General features: G+C 35.9%; 29 protein-coding genes and 1 tRNA gene. 3 read left to right on the top strand and 27 right to left on the bottom strand.

From position 1 onward, the window contains the following. Positions 1–340: 340 nt before the first annotated feature. From cotE to MHB55_RS08340, 4 genes are all read right to left on the bottom strand, one after another. Positions 341–880: an outer spore coat protein CotE gene (gene cotE, locus MHB55_RS08355; RefSeq protein ID WP_144541801.1), complete on the bottom strand. Its 540-nt coding sequence runs from the start codon at positions 878–880 to the stop codon at positions 341–343. Positions 881–1,016: 136 nt separating this feature from the next. Continuing rightward, positions 1,017–1,574 carry a nucleotidyltransferase family protein gene (locus tag MHB55_RS08350; RefSeq protein WP_340844358.1) on the bottom strand — a complete coding sequence of 186 codons (558 nt, stop codon included), beginning with the start codon at positions 1,572–1,574 and terminating at the stop codon, positions 1,017–1,019. Between the two features lies 1 nt (position 1,575). Next, a complete protein-coding gene (locus MHB55_RS08345; RefSeq protein WP_151110275.1) occupies positions 1,576–3,213 on the bottom strand; it encodes a hypothetical protein in 1,638 nt (545 codons plus the stop codon). Then, the gene (locus MHB55_RS08340) at positions 3,210–4,001 is read right to left on the bottom strand and encodes an ABC transporter ATP-binding protein (RefSeq protein WP_151110277.1); all 792 of its coding nucleotides are present in this window, start codon (positions 3,999–4,001) and stop codon (positions 3,210–3,212) included. The genes MHB55_RS08345 and MHB55_RS08340 overlap by 4 nt, the downstream gene beginning before the upstream one ends. Positions 4,002–4,263: 262 nt before the next feature. On the opposite strand from MHB55_RS08340, the gene MHB55_RS08335 reads away from it, so the two are divergent. Further along, positions 4,264–5,463: a CynX/NimT family MFS transporter gene (locus tag MHB55_RS08335; RefSeq protein WP_151110279.1), complete on the top strand. Its 1,200-nt coding sequence runs from the start codon at positions 4,264–4,266 to the stop codon at positions 5,461–5,463. Between the two features lie 151 nt (positions 5,464–5,614). Here MHB55_RS08335 and MHB55_RS08330 read toward each other — a convergent pair whose 3' ends face one another. Beyond that, a complete protein-coding gene (locus MHB55_RS08330) occupies positions 5,615–5,893 on the bottom strand; it encodes a hypothetical protein (RefSeq protein WP_144541791.1) in 279 nt (92 codons plus the stop codon). 560 nt (positions 5,894–6,453) lie between these two features. After that, the gene (locus MHB55_RS08325) at positions 6,454–7,509 is read right to left on the bottom strand and encodes a nitric oxide synthase oxygenase (protein WP_151110281.1); all 1,056 of its coding nucleotides are present in this window, start codon (positions 7,507–7,509) and stop codon (positions 6,454–6,456) included. A 175-nt stretch (positions 7,510–7,684) separates the two neighbouring features. On the opposite strand from MHB55_RS08325, the gene MHB55_RS08320 reads away from it, so the two are divergent. Beyond that, a tRNA-Val gene (locus tag MHB55_RS08320) sits at positions 7,685–7,757 on the top strand. A gap of 333 nt (positions 7,758–8,090) precedes the next feature. Continuing rightward, a complete protein-coding gene (locus MHB55_RS08315) occupies positions 8,091–8,354 on the top strand; it encodes a hypothetical protein (protein WP_340863018.1) in 264 nt (87 codons plus the stop codon). A 527-nt stretch (positions 8,355–8,881) separates the two neighbouring features. Here MHB55_RS08315 and MHB55_RS08310 read toward each other — a convergent pair. From MHB55_RS08310 to MHB55_RS08210, 21 genes are all read right to left on the bottom strand, one after another. After that, positions 8,882–9,178: a hypothetical protein gene (locus MHB55_RS08310; protein WP_340863017.1), complete on the bottom strand. Its 297-nt coding sequence runs from the start codon at positions 9,176–9,178 to the stop codon at positions 8,882–8,884. 210 nt (positions 9,179–9,388) lie between these two features. Continuing rightward, positions 9,389–9,769 (bottom strand): hypothetical protein, encoded by a 381-nt coding sequence (locus MHB55_RS08305; RefSeq protein ID WP_340863016.1) that lies wholly within the window; start codon positions 9,767–9,769, stop codon positions 9,389–9,391. Between the two features lie 59 nt (positions 9,770–9,828). Continuing rightward, a complete protein-coding gene (locus MHB55_RS08300; protein WP_340863015.1) occupies positions 9,829–10,344 on the bottom strand; it encodes a hypothetical protein in 516 nt (171 codons plus the stop codon). Positions 10,345–10,370: 26 nt separating this feature from the next. Further along, positions 10,371–10,916, bottom strand: a complete 546-nt coding sequence (locus tag MHB55_RS08295; RefSeq protein ID WP_340863014.1) for a hypothetical protein — start codon at positions 10,914–10,916, stop codon at positions 10,371–10,373. A 614-nt stretch (positions 10,917–11,530) separates the two neighbouring features. Next, positions 11,531–11,911 (bottom strand): YolD-like family protein, encoded by a 381-nt coding sequence (locus tag MHB55_RS08290; RefSeq protein ID WP_340863013.1) that lies wholly within the window; start codon positions 11,909–11,911, stop codon positions 11,531–11,533. Next, the gene (locus MHB55_RS08285) at positions 11,908–12,129 is read right to left on the bottom strand and encodes a transcriptional regulator (RefSeq protein WP_340863012.1); all 222 of its coding nucleotides are present in this window, start codon (positions 12,127–12,129) and stop codon (positions 11,908–11,910) included. The genes MHB55_RS08290 and MHB55_RS08285 overlap by 4 nt, the downstream gene beginning before the upstream one ends. A 105-nt stretch (positions 12,130–12,234) precedes the next feature. Further along, positions 12,235–13,296 (bottom strand): glycine rich domain-containing protein, encoded by a 1,062-nt coding sequence (locus MHB55_RS08280; RefSeq protein WP_340863011.1) that lies wholly within the window; start codon positions 13,294–13,296, stop codon positions 12,235–12,237. Between the two features lie 382 nt (positions 13,297–13,678). Continuing rightward, positions 13,679–14,449, bottom strand: a complete 771-nt coding sequence (locus MHB55_RS08275) for an N-acetylmuramoyl-L-alanine amidase family protein (protein WP_340863010.1) — start codon at positions 14,447–14,449, stop codon at positions 13,679–13,681. Next, positions 14,450–14,728 carry a phage holin gene (locus MHB55_RS08270; protein ID WP_340863009.1) on the bottom strand — a complete coding sequence of 93 codons (279 nt, stop codon included), beginning with the start codon at positions 14,726–14,728 and terminating at the stop codon, positions 14,450–14,452. It lies immediately after the preceding gene. Continuing rightward, the gene (locus MHB55_RS08265) at positions 14,725–15,267 is read right to left on the bottom strand and encodes a phage holin family protein (RefSeq protein WP_340863008.1); all 543 of its coding nucleotides are present in this window, start codon (positions 15,265–15,267) and stop codon (positions 14,725–14,727) included. Before MHB55_RS08265 ends, MHB55_RS08270 begins: the two co-directional genes overlap by 4 nt. A 552-nt stretch (positions 15,268–15,819) precedes the next feature. Then, entirely contained in the window at positions 15,820–16,437 is a 618-nt protein-coding gene (locus MHB55_RS08260) for a hypothetical protein (protein ID WP_340863007.1), read from the bottom strand. Between the two features lie 91 nt (positions 16,438–16,528). Then, entirely contained in the window at positions 16,529–16,666 is a 138-nt protein-coding gene (locus MHB55_RS08255; protein WP_340863006.1) for a CD1375 family protein, read from the bottom strand. A 1-nt stretch (position 16,667) separates the two neighbouring features. Continuing rightward, entirely contained in the window at positions 16,668–17,048 is a 381-nt protein-coding gene (locus MHB55_RS08250) for a hypothetical protein (RefSeq protein WP_340863005.1), read from the bottom strand. Between the two features lie 12 nt (positions 17,049–17,060). After that, positions 17,061–17,441 (bottom strand): hypothetical protein, encoded by a 381-nt coding sequence (locus tag MHB55_RS08245; RefSeq protein ID WP_340863004.1) that lies wholly within the window; start codon positions 17,439–17,441, stop codon positions 17,061–17,063. Between the two features lie 16 nt (positions 17,442–17,457). Continuing rightward, complete coding sequence (locus MHB55_RS08240; RefSeq protein ID WP_340863003.1) at positions 17,458–18,063, bottom strand: pyocin knob domain-containing protein; 606 nt, start codon at positions 18,061–18,063, stop codon at positions 17,458–17,460. After that, entirely contained in the window at positions 18,063–18,611 is a 549-nt protein-coding gene (locus MHB55_RS08235; protein ID WP_340863002.1) for a putative phage tail protein, read from the bottom strand. Before MHB55_RS08235 ends, MHB55_RS08240 begins: the two co-directional genes overlap by 1 nt. Further along, a complete protein-coding gene (locus MHB55_RS08230; protein WP_340863001.1) occupies positions 18,604–19,689 on the bottom strand; it encodes a baseplate J/gp47 family protein in 1,086 nt (361 codons plus the stop codon). Before MHB55_RS08230 ends, MHB55_RS08235 begins: the two co-directional genes overlap by 8 nt. After that, complete coding sequence (locus tag MHB55_RS08225) at positions 19,689–20,093, bottom strand: DUF2634 domain-containing protein (RefSeq protein ID WP_340863000.1); 405 nt, start codon at positions 20,091–20,093, stop codon at positions 19,689–19,691. The genes MHB55_RS08230 and MHB55_RS08225 overlap by 1 nt, the downstream gene beginning before the upstream one ends. Further along, the gene (locus tag MHB55_RS08220; protein ID WP_340862999.1) at positions 20,090–20,452 is read right to left on the bottom strand and encodes a DUF2577 domain-containing protein; all 363 of its coding nucleotides are present in this window, start codon (positions 20,450–20,452) and stop codon (positions 20,090–20,092) included. Before MHB55_RS08220 ends, MHB55_RS08225 begins: the two co-directional genes overlap by 4 nt. Then, entirely contained in the window at positions 20,445–21,404 is a 960-nt protein-coding gene (locus MHB55_RS08215) for an XkdQ/YqbQ family protein (RefSeq protein ID WP_340862998.1), read from the bottom strand. Before MHB55_RS08215 ends, MHB55_RS08220 begins: the two co-directional genes overlap by 8 nt. Continuing rightward, positions 21,401–22,066, bottom strand: a complete 666-nt coding sequence (locus MHB55_RS08210) for a LysM peptidoglycan-binding domain-containing protein (RefSeq protein WP_340862997.1) — start codon at positions 22,064–22,066, stop codon at positions 21,401–21,403. The genes MHB55_RS08215 and MHB55_RS08210 overlap by 4 nt, the downstream gene beginning before the upstream one ends. Positions 22,067–22,069 lie beyond the last annotated feature (3 nt).

Here is a 22,069-nt window from a genome sequence, read left to right as displayed (position 1 = left end):
CCTATTATAACAAATTAAATAAATGAAGCAGACATAATGCGAGCTCTTTTATTTGTTTTATGTTGGAAAAAACACATTACTAAAGAGGTGAGGCGCATCTGTTATCCTCTTTCATTGACCTTCCTCAAGTTCGGACTCAACTTCCCGCTATTACACTCCTAAAGAGTATTAACCTTCTCTAGTACAGTTGGATTCCCCTCATTCAAAATGACCTTGAGTATAAAGCCAGAGCTAGACAACAGCTTACACTTTCATATCTCCGTATGTGTCTCTACAACCAATTAGGAAAAAACATATACTATTTTAACCCATAAAAAAAAAGCCGGACTGCGCCGGCTTATTAAAGAGAGGACGAATCGTGGAAGTCTTCAGATGAGCTGGAAGAAGAGCTAGAAGAACTAGATGAGCTTTCATCTTCATAGGACCATTCTTCCTCGAAGTCTTCATCATACACTTGTATACAAACAGTTGTTTCTCCAACGACCTCAGCAAGCAATTCTCTCTCTACAGTTACTTGGAATTGACCATTGACAATGATAGCCTCCGTGCAGTTTGGTTGCTGAATAACACGCACATGCACTTCTTCACCAGTAGAGTCTTTATCTCTGAAGCTTAGTTTGATGCGGTCTTTATAGTTCACTGTCTCAGTAAATACCGATGTTTTGGAGTGATCGTGGTGGGCATACCACACATTAATATCAAATTTTCCTGTTACTTCTACAAATTTCCCATGTTTTTTGGATTGATAAGTATGATTGATAACCCAGCATCCTAAAATGCTAGAAGGTGTGTTTGGTGGTCGAAGCGTTTCACAAGATTCCGTTCTCTTCTTACCTTTAGCAACAACTGCCTTCGTCACGATATGTCGCAAATATTTCATGTTCTTCCTCCTTGTATTCAAGTCATAACATCATATGCACCGTTTGCCCAATCGGTTCATCAGTTTTAAGATGTTGTGTAGACAAAAAGGGAAAGAACTACAAATTTTTTCATTTCTCATGAGTATTCGACATTAGTTATACATCGACCTTTGGCCAAATAGCTTTCCAGTTTTTATTCATCATACGTCTTTCATAAATCGCTTTAAGGTCGCTGCTTGCATTAAATCTAGGAATTGGTCTTACATGCATCTGGAGGACGTCATCCACTCCATGGGGAGCAGTTAAAATTAACTTATCCCCCTCTAATTTTACGCCCAGAGCCGTCACCGTTTCTGGAAAATTGGCTATCCCGTCTGTCGCAGACTTATAGGGAGGGAGATTATTAACTTCATGCATTCTCGCCTGATTTTTCACTGACCAAGGGATTTCTGGCCTGATAGCGAATAACTTCTGCTCTATCCTTTTCTCCATTTCCTCATCTAGACAACTAGGGTCAAAGTAAATAACATCAATATCTGCTAGTGGAGTTCTTGCGTCATAATTATGCAATGTATCCCATATTTTGGAGCGTACAAATCCAGCACATATCCACCAATCCGGAAGCTTCAAATTCTGTACAACTCTCAATAAATCCATCATCCAAGCATCAGCCTCGATTAAAGCTGTAATTTGTTGCTCTGTTTGAATATCCATTCTATGCATCTACTTTCTGTTTTCTACTATAAAAAGTCAGCTTCCATCCTATGGAAATACTAATTATAAGCACTAAAATGTATAACCACTCGAGGCTAACTATAGTAACTATCATATGAACAAATGCCATGACACCAACTAAAAACATTGACCCAAACACTTTAATCATCGAATTATCCTGAGCTTGCTTCGGTGTATTGGAAAATGGAAAAGGATCTTTGATGAATATCCAGTAGGAAACTATTGTTAGTCCTACTGCAACTAGCAAAGCTATGATTATGTCCAACCATATTCGAAAGGAAAAAATCCAAAGGAAAACTATACTTAAAGGAATTAATATAGGCATAAAATAGTTTATAATAGTAGCCTTCAAGGTTGCACTATATACAGTAGCTCTAGTAGGAATCGGTGCTACGTAAAAAATCCAATGGGCCTTATAGTAGTTAGAAAACTCAAGCATTGGAATTACCGAAGGAACAAAGATTAGCGCAAAATAGATCACCATAAACGAATTTCCACTCGCTACTTCCTCATAACTGCTAAACCTCAAGTTATTGAAAAGCATAATAAATGGGAAAACAACTGCAAAACCTAGCATTGGATAAATTTTTAGCTTCAATTCCCTTTCTTCCTTTAACATAATGGAGGAAAATCTATAAAAAACCTTCTCTTCACTCGTTCTGCACAAAACCTTAGACCAAAAGGTAGTCAATCTTCGAGCCTTTTTCTTTCTTCTATTTGAATCGCTCTGTAATTTGGCTAGGTAGTTTTCAAAGGCAGGCATGAGTCGCACGTAAAGTAAAACAGCAAAAATAGGTATGATAATTGCAAGCACGCTGAAAACAATCGTATAAAAAGCATCATTGCCATTAAAAAACAGCTCCAAAGGTGCAGCATACCAAAAAGGTGGGAGGAACAAATGCCACCATGCGAAGCTATAGCCAATATCTAAATTTACGATGTCAAATATGCGTGCTATTAACTGATAGCTGACAGTCATACCAATCGCTAGGAAAATTTGAACGTAATTAATAACATCCTTTAGGAATTCTCCACTAAAGAAGCGTAGGATAAATAGATAAACAAAAGCTGTAAAAATGACCGTCAAACAACTTATTAAAATAATTTCAAGCAAAAATAAAAGTGCAAACAGTATACCAAACTTAAATATACTAACTACCAATGGAATAGCAACAAAAGAGCCGGTCAATAAAACAATATAAATCAAAATATGCATGGTCTTAGCAGCATTGATCGTTCTATTGCTAATTGGCTTCGGCTGTAAGATATTCTTATCTCGGATATCTAAAAGTACTGCAGAAAAGTCGGAAATCATAGAAGTCATTAAGATAAGAAACAGCGTGCTGAACATAATAGTAAAAGAAAAAAGAAAGCTATTTCCTAAAAAAAGAAATGGGGTCAACAGGATAAGTCCAAAAAGTCCATAAATCCATAAAGATTTTAGAAATTGATTTCCATCTTTTTTTACTTTAGAGCCATTGAAAATAGGAGGCATTCTACGACTATCCATCGTCAGCTTAAGCTGCAAGACCCTTCTCATCATGTCATAATCAATATCCAGCTTGAGAAAAACTGTCCTAAAGCGATCTAGCACTCTTAGCGATGCAAAATCCTTCATAGCCTTTTCCCCTCGCTTACTGTTTGTACAAAACGTTCTGCTATCTCTTCATGCTCAGTAAACCCAGTCAATTGATTAAAAATCCCCTCCAGTGAGCCCTCCTGACTTTGCTGTTTTAGCTCTTCAAAGCTTCCATCTGCTACTACCTCCCCGTTCACCAATAGCACGATTCGATTACTGATTTTTTCTACGACGTCCATAATATGAGAGGAATAGAAAATTGTTTTGCCTTGCTCAGCAAGTTTTGCAAGAATCTCTTTAATAACCATGACACTGTTGGCATCTAAGCCACTAAGTGGCTCATCGTAAAACAAAAGATCAGGGTCATGCAACAGGCTAGAAATGATTAATACCTTCTGCTTCATCCCTTTTGAAAAAGAGGAAAGCCTTTGATGAAAAGCACCTTCTAGACCAAATTCTTTCATGAGAGAAAAGGCTTTTTCCTCGGCTTTCTCGCTCGTTAGTCCATACATTTCACCAGTAAAAATTAGAAACTCAAAGGCTGTCAGGTTTTCATAAAGCTCCGCAGTTTCTGGGACATAGCCAATCCGTTTTTTATATGTATAATCACTTTTGTGTATATTTTCCCCAAAAATCTCAATCATCCCTGAATAACCTTCAATTAAACCAAGTATTAGCTTCACTGTAGTACTTTTACCTGCTCCATTCGGTCCAATATATCCGATGATCTGTCCCTCGTAGACATCTAAGTTTATCCCGCTTAGAACCTGCTTGTTCCCAAAGCTTTTGGAAACATTTACTAATGATAAAATTTTTTGTGGTTCCATCTAACTCCCCCTTTATTTATATATCTATAGTAGTTACGTGATGAAAAGAACTATCTTCTGTATCTATCTATTTCAGTGTTTCCTAGTATAATAGGATGTAATTATTCAAAATATTTACATTTATAGTGTAACATATAGATAATAGTGTTTGACATCCAATTTTCTTACTAAAATTTAATTTGTATTACTGTTGAATTTTTCAGTTAAAGAGTGTAGGATTTGCTAGAATGAAAGTACAGAAGGTGTAAGGAGAGAATTCGAATTGTTGACTACTCCAGAATCTAATAAAAAAACAATCGCCCTATTAATCATAGGGATAATTTTTATTTCCTCAACACTGCGGGCACCACTTACTGCAGTTGGTCCAATTATTTCTTATATTAGGGATGGCTTGGACATTTCTAATGTATTAGCAGGGTTTATCACTACTATCCCATTGCTTGCCTTTGCTATCATCTCCCCATTTGCTCCAAGAATAGCACGTCGGTTGGGAATGGAAATGACATTATTTCTTGCCATATTGCTACTGGCCGTAGGAATTGCAATCCGCTCCATCGGCACTCCATTTTTCTTATTATTCGGAACTGCCTTGGTAGGAGTAGCAATTGCATTTGCAAATGTATTGATCCCTAGCTTCATCAAGCTAAAATTTCCATTACAGATTGGGTTACTCACAGGTATCTTCACGGTTTCTATGAATCTATCAGCTGGCATCGGTGCCGGCATTAGCTATCCTATCGCAGAAGGAACTTCGTTTGGATGGCAGGGAGCCCTTGGTTTTTGGTCTATTTTAGCTATCGTTGCCTGTTTAGTTTGGATACCACAAATTAAGAAAAAGCAGCAGCTTGTCACAGAAGGACCGGACACCAATCCAGTGAAGGCTAAATCTATCTTAAAATCTCCACTAACATGGTCAATTACCTTATGTATGGGTTTCCAATCGCTTATTTTTTACACAACTGCTGCATGGATTCCTGAAATATTGCAGACACAAGGAATGGAAGCAGAGAAGTCAGGCTGGATGCTATCTATCATGCAATTCTCACAGCTTCCAATGACCTTTCTCATTCCGATACTCGCAGGTAGAATGAAGGATCAGCGAATTCTAGTAGCAGTGTATACAGTTTGCTATTTAATTGGTTTCACAGGGTTATTATACGGAAGTCTATCACTTGCAATACTCTGGATGGTATTCCTAGGATTAGGTGGCGGGGCATCCTTCGGGCTAGTTATGATGTTCTTCTCTCTTCGATCTAGAACACCAATGGAGGCTGCTGACTTATCCGGTGTTGCCCAGTCAATTGGATATTTACTCGCTGCTATTGGTCCTGTCTTCTTTGGCTTTGTTCACGATACGACAGGAAGCTGGAATACTCCTATGATTTTATTCATCGTGACTGCTATTCTCCTATTTTCTGCCGGAATGCATGCTGGTAGAAATCGATTTGTATCAGAGGCTTAACAAACGAGTATATTGAAGGGCATCATTTCTTAATGGAATGATGCCCTTCAAATTTTTTAATGAAGAAAGTTAAAAATACTTGGGTAACTTATAAAGAAAACCTCGATATATCGCTATATTTATTCGTTAAACCAAGACGTTACATAGAAAATTATTCATTGTTTTTTTCATTATAATTTATTATTTTATAATAAAAATACATAATTGTGACAAGGCCAATACCCAAAAGTATACTCCCAGTAGCTAAAAAATTATTTGTATAGCCCGAGATTCTCATTAAGTATATCTCTGTATCTGCCCCTCCCTCTTTTGAAAGCCAATGATCCGCGAAGGAAGTACCAAAATGCACACTGGAAAATATCATTATTAACCCGAAAATACTTAATAAGGCCCCTAGACTAACAAAGCCCTTCATTTTATCTTTAGTCATATTACTACTCCTATCTATCTTTTAGAATTGTCGTAGCTAATTTTGAAGACTTTGTTATTCACGATCTGCCTTACAATATTAGCTTTCAAATACTTTTCTACAAATTCAACATTGCTCTGAAAATCTGTTTCACATTCCTTCATGAATAATTTTAATGAACCCATCATAAAGTAAAATTTTGTTTATGGTACTTTTCATAATTCCTATTGATTTGAAATCGAACAATCTATAAATAAATTTATTCTTTTCTAATAATATAATTTTCCGCTATAGGCTGAAGCATTCCGTGAGGTGAGCGGAAAACGATCACCGTCGTTTTCGCGAGCATTCTGATGCATTATTACAACCCTCCGCTATAAGGAACAAGTAAGAAACGTTCGTTTTTAATTGGCAAAGTGCTATTTATGAAATTAACTTACCTATAACTACTTATTCAACAGTTGTATCTCATAACCCTCTTCTTTATTTGTTGACACAACAAAATGCCCCCTAATTTCTCCAATAACAAAAGACCATCAATCTTATCATTGATGGTCTTTCCATTCCTGAATAATCCATGATTAATACGGATTTGGCTGATAGGAATAATTCGGTGTTAACTTTTCATTGTTATAGGGCTTATGGAAAATATGTGTAGTAGCAGGTGACATAGGTGGGATAAGCCAAGTCCAGTTTCCGCTGACATCTCTACCTGCATCTCTTTCTATTTCCTCGAACTTTTTAAACTGATGTGCCGCAGTATGATGATCAACAATACTGACCCCATCCTCCTTAAAGGAATATAAAACGGCAGCATTCAACTCAACTAATGCGCGATCCTTCCAAAGTGAAGCGTTTGACTTAGTGTTCAGTCCCATTTTCTCAGCTATCTTAGGTAACATGTTATAACGATAATCATCCGCAAGATTCCGTGCTCCTATTTCTGTACCCATATACCAGCCGTTAAATGGAGCAGCTAAGTAGTTAATTCCACCAATCTCTAGCTTCATGTTGGAAATCATCGGAACGGCATACCATTTTAGCAGTAGGTCTTGAAACCACTCCATTTCTGGATGGCGAATGGAAACCTCTAATATATACGATTCAGGAATGTCAAAAAATCTAGCAGGCTGATCCTTCACTTGAATCACTAGTGGAAGTACATCAAATTTCGTGCCCTTCCCTTTCCACCCAAGCTCCTCACATACTTTCGTAAAAGATAGAGAGTCAGGGTCTCCAATGACCCCTACCTCCGTTTCATATCCTGCATAACGTATCAGCTGATGATTCCAAATACGGACATCACTAGGAGAAAAAATCGAAATTGTCGGCCTGATTCTTCCCTCGTTTGTAGCGTATTGAATATGGTCAAGTAGGCTCTTTAAAATATCTTCTTCTTTATGTAACTCTCGCTTATCTATGACCGTTAGACTTTGCCAAAACAAACGACCTATACATTTATTACTATTGCGCCAAGCTACTTTAGCACCGAAATTCAACTCTTCCGCTGTATGTACGTAAGTACCATCACGATTAATCTCTTCTTCTATTTCTTTCAGGCGAGCAACCAACTCTTGTTCCTCTTTACCTGTTTCTGAATAATAAAGTCTCATAAAATCCTGCGCTTCATTTAACATGATCTTATTCCCTCCCACTATCTCTTCCATCTTAGTGGAAGTCAGCAGCCACAAACAAGTACCCCATTTGGTTTATATGTGAGGATTTTATGACACCCATTCAAAAGAACCAGAAAAAAAACTATATACCGCCAACTCTCGAATATGGTAAAATCAATTTAACTTTATAAATTCCGGTCTTGTAGCTCAGTTGGGAGAGCACCACCTCGACAAGGTGGGGGTCGCTGGTTCGAGACCAGTCGGGACCATCCTGCCGAAATCCTTATACAACAAGGGATTTCGGCTTTTTTTATCTAATAAAATCATCGGTAAGTATAGGATTTTTTCCTTTTTCGTGACGATTGTGTGACGAATTAATAATAAATATTATTTTTTAGTTTGTTCTGTTAAGGATAAAGGTTTTTTTATCAAACGAAATATTTGTGTTAAAACAAAAAAGTTTGTGAAAGGGTGTAATTAAATTAACGGTGCAGGTTAGTTTAAGATTGTACTGTTGTTCAATAATCGGGACATAATGTTGAATATAAGTTAATAATTTAATCAACAAAGATATCGTATTTATTTATAAATGTGCAAATTTCTTGAATAGTATTGGAAAAAATTATATTCTATTAATAGAATTACTATTTAATTTGATATTAACTGGTTTTTGTGCAATTCAAATACTCCCGACCGCTTTAACCACATTTATGAGTACTACTGGATGGTTTGTTGGTACGTTGTATGCAGGATTGGTTTCCTCTACTGTTGCAAATGTATTAAATCTATTTAAGGAATCGGAGTGGTTTACCGTGATGAATATAAGTGTAGTGTTAGTTGCTTTGGCGCTTTGCCGGGAGACATAGTGGCCAGTTTATATGCCATAGCACTAGAAAGGATGCAGCACCACATCAAATTAATCAGCATTATTTTGATTCATGCTGTATCCTTTCGCTAGCAACTACACGAGTAAAAAGCATCTGTTATTAACAGATGCTTTTTGTTTGCAAAACGATGTCTGTCGAAGTTCTCTCAATTTTTGTTGTAGTATATAATGTGAAAGCAGTAAGAACAAATTATTTTTGACCAAGATTTAGATAAATGGACTTTTAATGATAATGGTGAAGTCATTTCAAAATAAATAAATTTTGAAACTAAAGGCGCAATTCATTTATGTAGAAAAACATGAGTTGAGATTCAAATAAGGTTTAAATAAAATTTCTATTATATATGCTGTTTTTTTATTGAACTAACGCGTGCTTTAGTAAAAAAATATTTGCAATAAGGGATTAGAGATACATTTACCAACTCATTTTTACGAACAGTTTTTTATTATATAAGACAAAAAAGCCACTCTTCGCGGAGTGGTTTTACTTCTATAAATAGATCTCATTTAATTCAAATAAAGTATTAATTCTAACGCAGACATATGTGGCAATTTTCCAGCAAAATCCAATGCATCTTCGGTCTTAAAAAAGCTGTAAGAATCCAACTCAATATCAATTTCAAATACCTTCTTCTCTGCATCCATATTAGCAGTAAAAACTCGAATGGTTGGAGGCCGTTTGTTGTCATCATGCAGATGTTCCCCAAGTATAACAATACTTGCTCCCTTCCTAGTGGAATCAACTTGAGTGCCTAGTAATTCCATATGTTCAAGTTCTTCAGGAATAATCAATTCTTTTATCATATTAAATCTCCCTTCCTTTACTTCCATCCGTTTTATTTACATGTATAAAATTAAAGAATCGTCTATGTAAATTACTTAACAATGATAAAGTATTCATTTGAAGTTTAAAAAAGTCCAACTCACAGAGAAGGACTTTTTTTAACTAAAACACTTGAACCTCTTATAAAATCATAAAATGCAAATAACTTTCCAAACTCCAGTAAATCATTACTATCCCTCTAATATTACAGTGTAAATAATATCTTCCTCATTTAGTTCAATAATTAAGAAATAATTGAATTCTTCACTTGTTGAAAAAACTTTTGATCCAACAGGTAATTTACTCGCACTAAAATCATTAAATCCCCTATAGGATTCTTTAGTTTCTTTAACTTCACCGATTTCGTCAATTTTAACTACATGGTTGAGATCAGTTAGATAATCATAATTTTCTACATTTTCATATATTAGTCCATTGTACTGTAAAATATCTGCATCCTTGTTAGACTTTAAAATATCTTTTGCTGAAGGATTACCAGGACTACCATTAGTACAAGCAGATAACACGAGTAGCAAAACAATAACTATCGTTAAATAAAACTTAATCTTCATATTGTCCACCTTTCGACAGAGGAAAAGAAATTTACTCCTATAAAAACTACATTTAATAGTTATTGGTTATTAATTAATTCTATTCTATCAATAAGTTCTTTTTCTTTAAAAGTACCATCTAATTTTTCTATATTAGTGTAATATTCCCCATTACTTTCTTTAATAGTAGCAGTGTCTGTCATTGGATAATAATATCCATCTTCACCTTTGTCTAAAAAAAGCAAGTAATTTTCTCCAGTTTCTACATAATCAAGAACTTGGTTTAGTACTATTTCATTTTCTATATTTCCTTTAATTGTCTTATCAATTGTGATATCAGAAAATTGCCTTTCTATAGAAAAGTCTTGACTTATTTTATTTAAACTCCTTTTACTATCCTTAACTTTACCAATTATTATTAGATCTGCTTTTTCAGTAAGTTCATTTATATCATAATCTGGCCAATCTGCATGAGTTTCTGCCGAAAAAGTTAATTTATTTTTGGGGTTGGAGTCAGATTTAGCCAAAACTATCAAACTGAATGCAGACCCTATTGAGAAGAGAAAAATAAGTGTGATCATTAATACTTTTTTCATAATATAAAATTCTCCTTTTTGTAAAATTAGTATCCACGCATGGCTTTCACTTCATTAATATCTTGTTTTCTAGGAACATGGTTAAATCTATCTCTTCCATTGCTCATGATTGAAACATTTAGATGACTAGCATCTAAATCAGCAAGAAATAATGCATGTCCAAATTCATGTACAGTTGTATTTATAGCTAGTTGGTTCCAATCTTGCCCCGGATATTTTTCTATTTGATACGCTTTAAGCGTTCTCTCATTTATGCTAATTGAAAATTGAGTGACTCCACCTGCGACAATAGGACTTGGTCTATATAGTCCTAAAAAACTATCAGGGTAATCCATAACCGCAACTAGATTCTTCGAAGTTGGACCAGGACCAATTCGAGTATTTACTGCGTCATTCCAATACTTAGCTGCATTAGTTGTAAAATATGTTGCGTTACTTCCTTGTAATTTATAGCCTATAACATCTAATGAGTATCCATAAGCGTATTTTGCAGCATAGGCTGTGGAGGACAAACACAGAAACATTATGGCACTTAATATAGTAATTCTCTTTAATGTAAATAATTTCTTCATCTACTATCCCTCTTTTCTTTTATTTAATATTGCGAAGTATCTTTAATTATCTGCAATGTATTTTAACTCGAGAAAATAGTTAAAACAGACATAATCCAAATTACCTCCTATATGTTAATAATTCTACTAAAATTTCAATAATCCTCCAGAAAAATTTCGACAAAAATAGACAAATAAAGCCCTGTCCACAACTAAGTGAGCAAGACTAATTATAACAAGCACTGAAATTTTGCTTTAGGTAATGTCATTATGGTAAAGAAATGCTTCCTCTTTATGTTGAAACAGCAAAAAGCTTAGTCATGAGTATGAGTGCTTGACTGGGTATGTATTAATCTAGCTATCCCTTTTTTTTCAGACATTTTAAGAGAGGTTGGTAAAACTGTCTAATTAAAACAACCACCATCCATCAGTGGTCAGCGGTTTCTTTCTGTCTATCGGCTTCTGCACTCTCTATTAACTCGCATAATTTTACTGTCGCCTCAAATTCTTCAGCTGTCATTTCGCAATACGCTCTAGGAATGAATTAACCATGCCTTTGGGGTATTTTTCATATAGTTCATTTACTGTTTGCTCAATTTTTACTTGCTCATCAGTCTTCCTCATACAACTACTCCTCAATCCATGATAGTTACATCTACTATATCATCCATTTTTATTGCCAATAAATAAAAAGGATCCTGCAGCTGAATCACCCTACGTTTTAAATCCACTTCCTCAATTGTACCTCTGTTATAAATAAACTGGCCATCTTTCCAACGTTTAATTTTAGTATCTGCATATGACGAGAAAGCAAGTTCGATTGCCTCTGATAGAAGTACATAGTCATACTCGGTTAACTCGGGTTTAGGCTCTTTCTTCACTTCCTCGTAATAGTCACGAAGCATACCTACATGTTCCGTTAACATCATCGATGTGCTACATTTAATATTTCTTCGTGGATCTACTGGGTACTTGGATTTCTTTATTTCTTCGAAAAATAAATCATGAGAACTCATATAACCTCACGTTCCTTTTGGATAACTGGAACAAAAGCAAGTACGTTTTCTATTTTAAAAATCCTTTTTGTACCTCTCAAGAAACAATAAGCCTGGAATGAATCCTTTGAAACACTTAGCACCTTTACTCTTCGTTTACTGATTTCACCATTGTTTTTCATATAGATCATTTCGGATACTTGATTGTATTTCATCGACTTTAAAATTAAAACGCGCACACTTGTTCCCTCCTTTTGTTTCATTATAAGAACGTTTGTTTGATTTTTCAACTAGGGATTTTATGAAAATAAAAAAAGTGGCTAATATAGCCACCAAATTTGATGTTATTTTTTTATATTTATTGAAACGTAATTCGTAGCTTCGGTATTTCCCTCGTTATCTATACTCCTGTATTCAAATGCTGTGACCCCGTCTTTAGTAAGAATTAAAACCTCATTATAAGGGATCCACTCACTACCATTTATTTTGTATTCAATTCGATTTACCCCTGATATATCGTCAGTTGCAGATAAATAAATTGTCACATCAGAATTGTATAAATCTTCAACAAGCGAGCTAGAGTTTATTTCAATTTTTGTCTTTGGTGGAGTGGTATCTACTATTTTCCCTTCTTTTACAGCTTGTTGAAGTTCTATAAGAGTAATCTTAGCGTAACCATTTCCTTCTCTCACATAGTATTCAATAACACCATCTTTTAATATTCCAAAGAAAGATGAACCAGAAGAACCCCCTTGATCATCCGTCCCAGAATTCTGGCCATCAGGACCTCCTGTTCCACTTTTGCCACCTAGAAATCCACCGCCGCCGCCACCATTATCGTAAATACCTTTTTCACCTGTAGAGGAATTGTTACCACCGATATCTGTTGAAAAACCTTGATCATTTTCCTCCCCTGCGCCTCCACCGCCACCAGCCACTATAATTCTGTCATTGTCTGATTTTCCACCCTTACGGATATCTGTAGCTCCACCACCGGATCCTCCAGAGTATAAACCGCCTTCACCACCGCCATTCCAACCACCAGCTACTGGATAATAGTATTTACCTTCATTTCCTTTTCCACCTACATAAATCTGTAAGATTTCTCCTTCTTTCAAATCTATACTTCCGGAACTATAAGCTCCCTTCATTCCTTCAGTTCTATTATAGCCTGACTGACCTCCTTGAGCTCCCCATACCTCTAATTGATATTTCCCCGCTTTTGGTGCAATCCAACTCTGTACTTGACCTGTGTAATCAAATTCTACTATGGTTGCAGCAAATGCATTTGATATTCCCGTAACAAAAGATATTGTTGTTAAAGCAAAAATTATTAAGTATTTTCGTAATCTTTTTGAACGGAATAAAGAATTCTTTCTTGATGATGGCCCTTCTTCTCTCAACATCTTTCAACTCCTATTCTGTTTATTGCATCATCTGACTGCTGGACGGAAGTTGTTTTTCCGTGAGCAATTGGTGAAAATGACAATATTGTCGAAACGAATAAAACAGTAACCATTATTTCTTTCTATAGCCTTCTTTTCATACTTTCTCCCCTTTAGTCGAATATCTTCGAGTAATCATAATAGTATAATTTTCCGCTTTTCTAATATTAAACTAATATAAAACATTCTAATACTGAGGAATGTTAATGGTATTGTTTTTATTCAAAAAAAAAGAACGCTCTATATTACATAATTGATTATAGAGTCCATAATGGAATAATTATATTTAGATTATTAGAATAAATAAAAAAGCCCCCCACAATTAAGTGAGCAGGGTTGAATGTTATATTGAACCTTTTTCTTCTAATTTATTTAACAAAGGCGCAAGCATGGTAATTAATCGAACATCCACCGAATCCATTACCTCATAATTAGCAGCCATTAATCCATGCTTTACTAAAGAATCCTTTGCTTTTTGTTGACCTGGCGATAATACAATTTTTTGTTCAGACACTCCTGCCACCTCTTTTTCAATAAATTTCACTCCAAAGTATTCGCAAATACCCTGTACGTGTTCCCTAGCTACTTCTTTTTGGAAATCTTTATCTACCATCAACCTTGCCTCACGCGGATTATCCATAAATCCATTCTCAGAAAGGATTGACGGCATTTTCGTCTCTCTTAACACATGAAAGTTTTGCTCTTTAATCCCTCGCCATTTTTGTGTAGTTCCTTGCTTTAAAAACTCTGCAATACACTCTGCTAGTTTTTTACTAGATGCTGATCCGGGATACACAAAAATAGAATGTCCTTCTGCAGTTCCCCATGTACTTCCCATCGCATCAAAGTGAATGGAAATAAATATATCCGCTTTGCTTGAATTCGCCAAATCGGTTCTTGCTTTTAAAGAAGTATCTGCATCAGTAGGTGCTACTAACAATGTTTTAAAACCAATATCTCTTAACATTTTATCCATGAGGTTTACTACTGCCCTGTTAAATTCATTCTCTGGGATGTATCTCCCTAGCTCCGGTATAATAGGAGTCCTCTTTCCTGCAGTTTGCATGCCGTGGCCATCATCAAGTGCGATTAGGAAATTCGATGGCTTTGACATTTATTTCACCCCTTTAGGCTTGCTAAAATTTAAAGCTTGTCTTGAATCGGAATGACCTTTAGTTGTAGGGGCAGTAAGCGTTGCATATACAGCTACAACCATTGTAAATAAAAGAAATGGGTTGCTGTATGCTTGTACAATTAAATCGACAACGATGCTCCATGTAGTCAGATTCTCAAATCTTAGGCCTGCAGATGCTAAAAGCGGTATTAGTGCTGATAACACTAATTGAAAGATAAACACAGGATTCTTAAAACGTACTTTCCAGTTGATTTTCATAATTTTTCTTCCTCCTTGATTTCTTTTATTAATAATTCCTGCTGCAGTACTTCGTTTTCTTTTAACAGCTTTACTTTGTCCATTCTCTCCATTGTAGGATGTCTAAGTATGCTCTGTTCCTTGCCTATTGGATCCTTGTGGAGTTTTTCCAAAACGTTATATAAAACCGGCGGAATAGGCAGCCCGAGTTGGGCGCAATTTTCTAAAATAGAAATTCCTTCATTAACAATAAAGAAGCTAGTAACTGCTAGAATAACTAGACCTTTTCCATCTTGTCCTGCTGATAAAGCTATATATTCAACCGCACCGGCCATCCCTATTAACACAAAGATAGCTACCTTCTTGATAATTCCTGCCATTCCGACAGTGCTGTTCCAACTCTTGGTCAAAAAGGACCTCAACACTCCTGTAACCATGTCTAATAACATGAAAAAAACGAGTACCACAATGGCCTCGTTTACTATTTGAAGCATATACATAGCAAAACTTGCAAGTAGTGCTCCAATGGATTTAAACCCGGTTATTTGCAATCTCGTCACCTACACTCTCTCCCTCCATCATTCTCAAAACTCCTCGAGATAATATGGATAAATAAAAAGAACGCCTATTAGGACGTTCCATAATACTCACAAATTTAACTTTATATTGTTGCCATCAACTTTGAATTCAATTTTCTTTTAAAGGTACTTTCCCTTTACACAGTGCCCGTGACTATCCACTGACATAGTAATAGTAATAGTAATAGTAATAGTTCTTATATTTCACTTCCAGGTTATAGGGCGTACTCATCAAAATAGTTCCGTACCCTCTACTATGTTCCCTTTTATGCAAAACCTGTAATCTCCGAAATTCATATTTATTCCATTAAATGTTAAATCAGCTTCGGAAGGATGGCTTCTATTATCTAGTATAACTGATTAAGTTAATTATATTAAACCCTCTTGAATGTTTTCGCGGTAGGTAACAAAAATCATTCTCAAAAATTTTCTGCAAGACTTGTATCGTGTTCCAGAAATGAAGGTAAAAATTAAATAGTTTCTTCCTTTTTTATTTTACAAATATCTAAATCCCATCTACTTTGTTCCTGTTACTTATACATTAAGGACTACTTCTTCTTTGTTTTGACTATTAAGAATTTCCTTTGATACTTCATTATATATAAGATCAACATCACTTTTCTGTAGCTTTTTACCTATCTCTATTTCTTTTATTATCCTTTGCCATTCTGCTTTTAGAATCACCTGTTGTGTGAAATGTAATACTGCATGACGTTTAGTATACTCCTCTCTTATAAATTTTTCTTCACTTAAAACGTCCAATAGGTTAGCGCAATCTCCGTCATGTTTAATTGAAAATTCTTCAGTGGGGTTTAATAGCAAGGATATTTTTTCAGAAGTTGCATGTAATTTGATTAGAGCATCATATAATTGTTTACTTTTTTCATGTTCTTTTTCTAAATCTTTGGCTTTATAAACATCCCATAGGATAGTATATTCCAAAGTTGTAGTAGAAAATTCAACAAAACTATTGCGTATTTTATTTAACCACTCAATTCTTTCTTTACTTATTGTATCAATGTATCTTCTTTGCTTTAAGCTACTTATGTTCCATTTTCCTATCAGAGTATTTATTATTAATGTAATTGCCCCAATTGTTGCTGTTATTATTGCTACCTGCAAAGGGACTTGTAATCCTAGAAGTGTTTGCATTTTCATACTCCTTTCTTGTGGTGAATAACTTACGTATACGAATATAGTAGAAAGAAGTTTCAAAAATATAGAATATCAAAAGAAATTTAACCTACATTATAGCCTCCCGTTTTACTAATTCTTTTCTAACACCTTCTCTTAAAAAAGACGGTACTGCAATTTCACCTTCACTTGGATTTTCTAATACTCGTAAACCTAATTCTATTAAATCTGCGTATAATGTAACCATTTTACAACACTCCTCTTATAGTTAATGTTTCTATCATTTCTGCTAATGCCAATTGATTTGTAACCTTGTCCTTTTCCTGCTTTTCCACTGCTTCGGCTAGTGCTAGCTGTAATACCATATTTTTTTCTCGGAGTTCATCCGCTTCTGAAGGAATCATAGGAACAGTTGGCGTATCTATCTCTCCTATTAATATTGACCCTTTATCCACTGTAATCTTGTGAGAGAATATTCTAGAATCGTTAGTTTGAATAGTTCCGTAAGAACTTTCATTGCCGCCTATTCCTTTCACAAAATTAGTAAAGTACGTTGAAATGCTTTCTTCAGGTAGTGATGTGATAACAGCTATGTTGTTATCCTGTTTGTTATAAATAATATAGTACATTTTTATCCTCCTTTACGATTCCATAATAAATAGCATATCCAGGTCTATCCTGAACCCTTGCTGTGGGGGGGTTTGTGTACTAGGTTTTATCTCCAATGTTATTCTGAATTCTTGTTCAAACGGCAAGTTATACGAAGTTGAATAAACCTGTGAAGAAGCTACCGCGATACCGTATCTATTGAATAATTGTATATTACTATCAGTCGTTATTAGATTACCGTCAATGTATACACGAAAGGTTAAATCATGAGGATGTCTATTTCCACTCTGTGTCATTTCCCTTACTGTTTTTAACATTCCTTTTCCTGTAATACTTATGATGTTTGTCTCAGGCATAGAGGAATTTATAGTACCGTCGATAATATTGTACTTGCGTGTTCTTGTTGTAAGCATATTGCTGTTCCCCTTTCTAAAACAGTCCCAATGTTCGTAGTTTCAATTCGTTGTCAGATGGTAATGTACTAGAAGGTATTTGCCCTTTACTATCCAGACCTACGATACCTCCAGGAATATTTTTCATAGATTCGTCTATAATAAGTTTCCATCCCCCCCATGAACTCCCGTTTCTAACTCTGTTATATAAACAAGCGTTATTCATATCTACATACACCTGGGATACGTTGTTGATATTTTTTGCAATTTGTAAAACAGAACCCGTATCTCCTACCCCTTTAGGGGTATTCAGAGCACCGGTTGTAGTAAAGTAAAAACCTGATTCCGCATTTATAGTATTTAAATCAGATAAGGCTCTAGCTGACGAACCTAAACCAAAGCTTTTTGCCCAATCGATCGCTTGTTGTGTTGAATTATGCGGGTCCGCTTCGTCTGTCAAATGAGTCTCCAGAGCTTCCCTTATATTGTTTAGTTCTTGTTCTGTAGCACCTGAAGTAATAGCATCTTGTAGAGCTTTTAATTCTCCGTCTATGATGTCCATATTATTATTTGGTACATCAACGTTATAGAAATCTTCTTGCGTTGGTTTAACTAAATTAAAGTTAGGAGTATTAGTTGGCATTAATTTAACACCTCATTTCTTAATTGTTCGTGTGTGAATTGCGATAGTTGAGCGTGCGTATATTTAGATAACAAAGCATATTGGTTGTAACGTAACTCAACCTTCAGAACCATGTTTTGAGGAGTAATACGCTCTAACATGACAACCACTGCTTCAAACATCCCTTTTACCGTTAATTCGATTTTCACGCTCAATGTTTTAGCAGAGACATCACGTTCTAACTTGTATTGCCCCTCCCCAAGTAAACTGTCTAGTATTTGTTTTAATACTTTATAGCTGTAGGGAGCTTGTTCTTGATAGCGAGTAAGCACGCGGAATCGCCTAGTTTCCAGTGAATCAGTAGCAGGTACATTGAGCTTTAACATTTTTTCATAACGAGCTATACCTCTTTCACTCGCTGTAGCCACGAATTGATCATCTAAACTCTTCTCGATTTCTTCCCACAAACTGCTGAGAACCGGATTTTCGATAGCAGCCACTTCAACCAATTCTTTAATCTCATGAAAAACTGGTGGCAAATAACTTAGAATATCTACTTCTTTAGCCACTTACTACACCCCGTTTCGGTGTAGCCTCTGGAGAAAGAACGATGTTAGAAGTACCTCCATTGAGTTGGGTATTAGCAATATCCACCACCCCAGGAACACCTAGTATCCTTGTTTCTATCTGAGATATACGAACTACTAATCCTGCATGATCCTCTTCATAGCTATTCGCCCCTGCCCAATCTTTCGCCAATTCAGTGAAATAATTATCAATTACCGTATGAACGCTTTCCTCGATATCCTGCCACGACCAATCCGTTTGATAAGTAATATTTAATACGACATCTATTGGCATCCCTTCAACTGGAAAAACAGTTACTATATGATCTATGGGAGCTAAGCCAACCCCCTCCCCTTGAGCAGATAAAGGGTCCACCTTTTCTTGAACCTCATCAACCAAGCTTTGAGTGGGTACTTTAAATTGCGAATCGATAATTACTAATTTGACCGTACCACCTCCATTCCATGCTCTGTAAACTTTGACACCACCGACACCCGGCAAAGGCCTCACCTTGTCTTTGTAATCCTTCCGGTTGCCACCAAAGGCTGTAGAATCAAAACTATCGAAGTATTGCTCACGAAAAACTTCCGTATCTTCTTCATCTTCCCCTGGAACCAAAACTTCTACTAACTCTGCAGTTGTAAGGCCATCTATATAGTTGATAGGGATTAGCGTTCCAAGGTATAAGTTACCAATCTCTCCTACTGTTTCAGCCTCTAACACGTATTCAAAGTCAGTAATCTTCTGGGTAACCACATAATTGAGGTCTTCGAGTGAAAAGCGCTCCCCTATATTCACACTCTTATTGAACACACCTCTTAGTCTAGCTCTAGTAGCCTCTAAAGGTTTCTTACCGCGCTCAGCTCCACGCCTTATTAAATATTCCCTCGGAGCAGTGTCTGCAAATACCAGGTCTATCTGATTCTTTAACGTATACAACATTTGAATAATTTCAATAGTGTTTGCTGCCGTTGCATTGTAAATAATTGATGTACCTTCCCTCTTATCAAGAGCAGGATTGACACCAGCTAATTTTTGTTCGAGTAAATCCTCGTAGGTAATATCTAAATCAATTGGCATTAGTAAACCACCTCCTTCTCGCTTTCGAAATCACCGTAGATGCTATGGACCGTATAGGTTACATGAACCTTACCTTTCTGTGTTTCAAAAACAAAGTTGTCTACCTCCTGAATTCGATCATCTTGAAGAAGACATTCGGCGATACGTCTTTTTATCTCAGGGAGAACGAAAGCAATAGGCTGTCCAAACAAGTCCTTGAATTCCACACCAAAGTTCCAAGAGTAAATAATATGGTCATATCTTTCGATGGAAAGCATTAAAAAAATCGCTTGCTTTAAGGCCTCTATCTCATCGATAAATCCTGCAATACGATTCTTGTCTAAATGTAATTTATAATTTTTAGTGGGTTGTTCTACGGCTTCTTCAAAATCGCTGAGTAGGTCATTATTCGACTGAGGTATCATTGGCTCACATCCTTATCGAGGACAATGTATTTTTGCCCTCCTTGCATTTTGATGAGCATAACGTCGTCACCCAATTTAAGCGCATTGTGTACGATGAACTTCTTTTTCCCTTTATATTCATGGGTATGTGATTCAGCCTCTTCTGTCACATGTTCTATGGTCATTTCGATTTCATAATCGCGGACATTTCGAGTCAATACCAATTGCGCATAAGTAAGTTCCTTCTTTTGTTCCACTAAGATTTTCAATGGAGAAACACTTGTAACAATACCAAATTCAATGGCCGTCGGATCTGCAGCTTCAATCGCTTCTTTAGCAGCACGCTTAAACATTTTTAGAATGTCTTCCATACTACGCATTGAACTCACCACCGATCAATTGCAAGTCCATGAAATGTTCATTTTCATTAAATGTATGTTTGACGTTCTCCACAATCATGTAATTCATGAGGCTGACATCATCCAAGTTCAAACGAACAACCAACATGTTCCCGCCACGTACATAGATGTTTCCAAAAGCCTTGTTCATACTAAGGCTTCGTGTTTTACGATTATAGAGAGCGAGTAATGCATCTGCTTTAGCCTTCCCATTCGTACCCTCTTGAATGGTTTCAAAGTGTTGTAAAACGCCCCATTCATTCATATTTTTGCTGTCCTGCGCTATATAGATTTCACGTTTACCCTTCTTCTCGTTTTCGTATGAAAGTTTGATCTTATTGTAAGTGTTGGAATCGATAGAAGATGTATAGTCAAAGTTTTCTCCCGTTTCTTCGTCCAATAATAAATCGAGTTTCATCTTTTCTAAATTTCTAAGGGTAAGTTTGCCGTTGTTATCATAAAGAATATACATCTTTTTAGTGCTGTTCATAGTTAAATCAAGGGCATTTTGAAACATATCAAACAAAGTTTTGTTATCCTCTACCCGACTAGCAATTTTAAACCCTGTATCTTCAATGGTTCCTGTGTTCATTCGGAAATCATTTGCTACCATCTTAATAAACTCGCTTGCCGTTTTATTCGTGTATACATACGTATCTTTATTTTTTAAGTAGCGCAACTGGTCATAGGCAGTAATACTGATTAAACCATCTTTAGAACGCTTCTTGGTAAAAATAAAACCAAAAAAGACATTTTGTCCATCTTTCTTGAAACGAACAGCATTTCCCTCTTCAAATTGAAGAGCTTGGTCCTTCACAACACTAAAGGTTAATTTACCGGGAGACCCTTTTCGAGAAGTCTCCCACACGATACCGTCCTCTACTGCTGGCTCCATCAACCTATCCCCATTTTGGATGATAATCTGTATGCTCAAAATTTAATCACCTGCCCAGGATAAATAATGTTAGGGTTTTTTATTCCGTTTTTAGCAGCTAACTCATCTGTCATAGTTCTAGTTACTGTTCCAAAATGTTTCTTACATATTGCCCATAATGAATCACCCTTTACAACCTTATATGACTTTGGAGGAGCCTTGGTTGAAGCTCTTTTTTTAACTGCAGTAGCCACTGGCTTAGCCTTAGCAGATGTAGCTTTTTTAACTTGAATCACCTTTGTTCCATATTCTCTATATTGTTTGAGAGTAATAGGAAATGTAATATCAAAACCGTTCTCTGCATCTTCTTCAATAGAGTAGTCTTCTAAAGATACCTTTATATTCGTATCAAATAGTAAATCGCCACTCGGCTTTAATCGAGTGACGATGAATTGAAAGGGCGTCTTAGATATTTTCAGTTTTTCTAGTTTTTCAAGATAGAAGGTTGCCGGTTGAAATCCATCTGGATAGACAGCGAAAGGATATTTTACATTAGGCAATAGAACTTCCAAACTAATATCTGTCAGCCCTGCCTGCTTTAATAAATTGACCTCCCCTTCATTGATCAAGGTGATGGTCTTGTTTTGATTATTAATTTTCATTTCTAACGAAGAAGGAGCAACAGGAAGTTGTATTCCATCTATAAAGAAACTATATGCCACCTG

The organism is Psychrobacillus sp. FSL K6-1267, from assembly GCF_038003265.1.
Lineage (GTDB): Bacteria > Bacillota > Bacilli > Bacillales_A > Planococcaceae > Psychrobacillus > Psychrobacillus faecigallinarum.
This window is presented reverse-complemented; position numbering and strand designations above follow the sequence as displayed.

Excerpts from the sequence above, each read along its gene's own strand:
- cotE (WP_144541801.1), bottom strand. The coding sequence starts at position 880 with ATGAAATATTTGCGACATATCGTGACGAAGGCAGTTGTTGCTAAAGGT.
- MHB55_RS08350 (WP_340844358.1), bottom strand. The coding sequence starts at position 1,574 with ATGGATATTCAAACAGAGCAACAAATTACAGCTTTAATCGAGGCTGAT.
- MHB55_RS08345 (WP_151110275.1), bottom strand. The coding sequence starts at position 3,213 with ATGAAGGATTTTGCATCGCTAAGAGTGCTAGATCGCTTTAGGACAGTT.
- MHB55_RS08340 (WP_151110277.1), bottom strand. The coding sequence starts at position 4,001 with ATGGAACCACAAAAAATTTTATCATTAGTAAATGTTTCCAAAAGCTTT.
- MHB55_RS08330 (WP_144541791.1), bottom strand. The coding sequence starts at position 5,893 with ATGACTAAAGATAAAATGAAGGGCTTTGTTAGTCTAGGGGCCTTATTA.
- MHB55_RS08325 (WP_151110281.1), bottom strand. The coding sequence starts at position 7,509 with ATGTTAAATGAAGCGCAGGATTTTATGAGACTTTATTATTCAGAAACA.
- MHB55_RS08310 (WP_340863017.1), bottom strand. The coding sequence starts at position 9,178 with ATGATAAAAGAATTGATTATTCCTGAAGAACTTGAACATATGGAATTA.
- MHB55_RS08305 (WP_340863016.1), bottom strand. The coding sequence starts at position 9,769 with ATGAAGATTAAGTTTTATTTAACGATAGTTATTGTTTTGCTACTCGTG.
- MHB55_RS08300 (WP_340863015.1), bottom strand. The coding sequence starts at position 10,344 with ATGAAAAAAGTATTAATGATCACACTTATTTTTCTCTTCTCAATAGGG.
- MHB55_RS08295 (WP_340863014.1), bottom strand. The coding sequence starts at position 10,916 with ATGAAGAAATTATTTACATTAAAGAGAATTACTATATTAAGTGCCATA.
- MHB55_RS08290 (WP_340863013.1), bottom strand. The coding sequence starts at position 11,911 with ATGAGTTCTCATGATTTATTTTTCGAAGAAATAAAGAAATCCAAGTAC.
- MHB55_RS08280 (WP_340863011.1), bottom strand. The coding sequence starts at position 13,296 with ATGTTGAGAGAAGAAGGGCCATCATCAAGAAAGAATTCTTTATTCCGT.
- MHB55_RS08275 (WP_340863010.1), bottom strand. The coding sequence starts at position 14,449 with ATGTCAAAGCCATCGAATTTCCTAATCGCACTTGATGATGGCCACGGC.
- MHB55_RS08270 (WP_340863009.1), bottom strand. The coding sequence starts at position 14,728 with ATGAAAATCAACTGGAAAGTACGTTTTAAGAATCCTGTGTTTATCTTT.
- MHB55_RS08260 (WP_340863007.1), bottom strand. The coding sequence starts at position 16,437 with ATGCAAACACTTCTAGGATTACAAGTCCCTTTGCAGGTAGCAATAATA.
- MHB55_RS08255 (WP_340863006.1), bottom strand. The coding sequence starts at position 16,666 with ATGGTTACATTATACGCAGATTTAATAGAATTAGGTTTACGAGTATTA.
- MHB55_RS08250 (WP_340863005.1), bottom strand. The coding sequence starts at position 17,048 with ATGTACTATATTATTTATAACAAACAGGATAACAACATAGCTGTTATC.
- MHB55_RS08245 (WP_340863004.1), bottom strand. The coding sequence starts at position 17,441 with ATGCTTACAACAAGAACACGCAAGTACAATATTATCGACGGTACTATA.
- MHB55_RS08240 (WP_340863003.1), bottom strand. The coding sequence starts at position 18,063 with ATGCCAACTAATACTCCTAACTTTAATTTAGTTAAACCAACGCAAGAA.
- MHB55_RS08230 (WP_340863001.1), bottom strand. The coding sequence starts at position 19,689 with ATGCCAATTGATTTAGATATTACCTACGAGGATTTACTCGAACAAAAA.
- MHB55_RS08225 (WP_340863000.1), bottom strand. The coding sequence starts at position 20,093 with ATGATACCTCAGTCGAATAATGACCTACTCAGCGATTTTGAAGAAGCC.
- MHB55_RS08220 (WP_340862999.1), bottom strand. The coding sequence starts at position 20,452 with ATGCGTAGTATGGAAGACATTCTAAAAATGTTTAAGCGTGCTGCTAAA.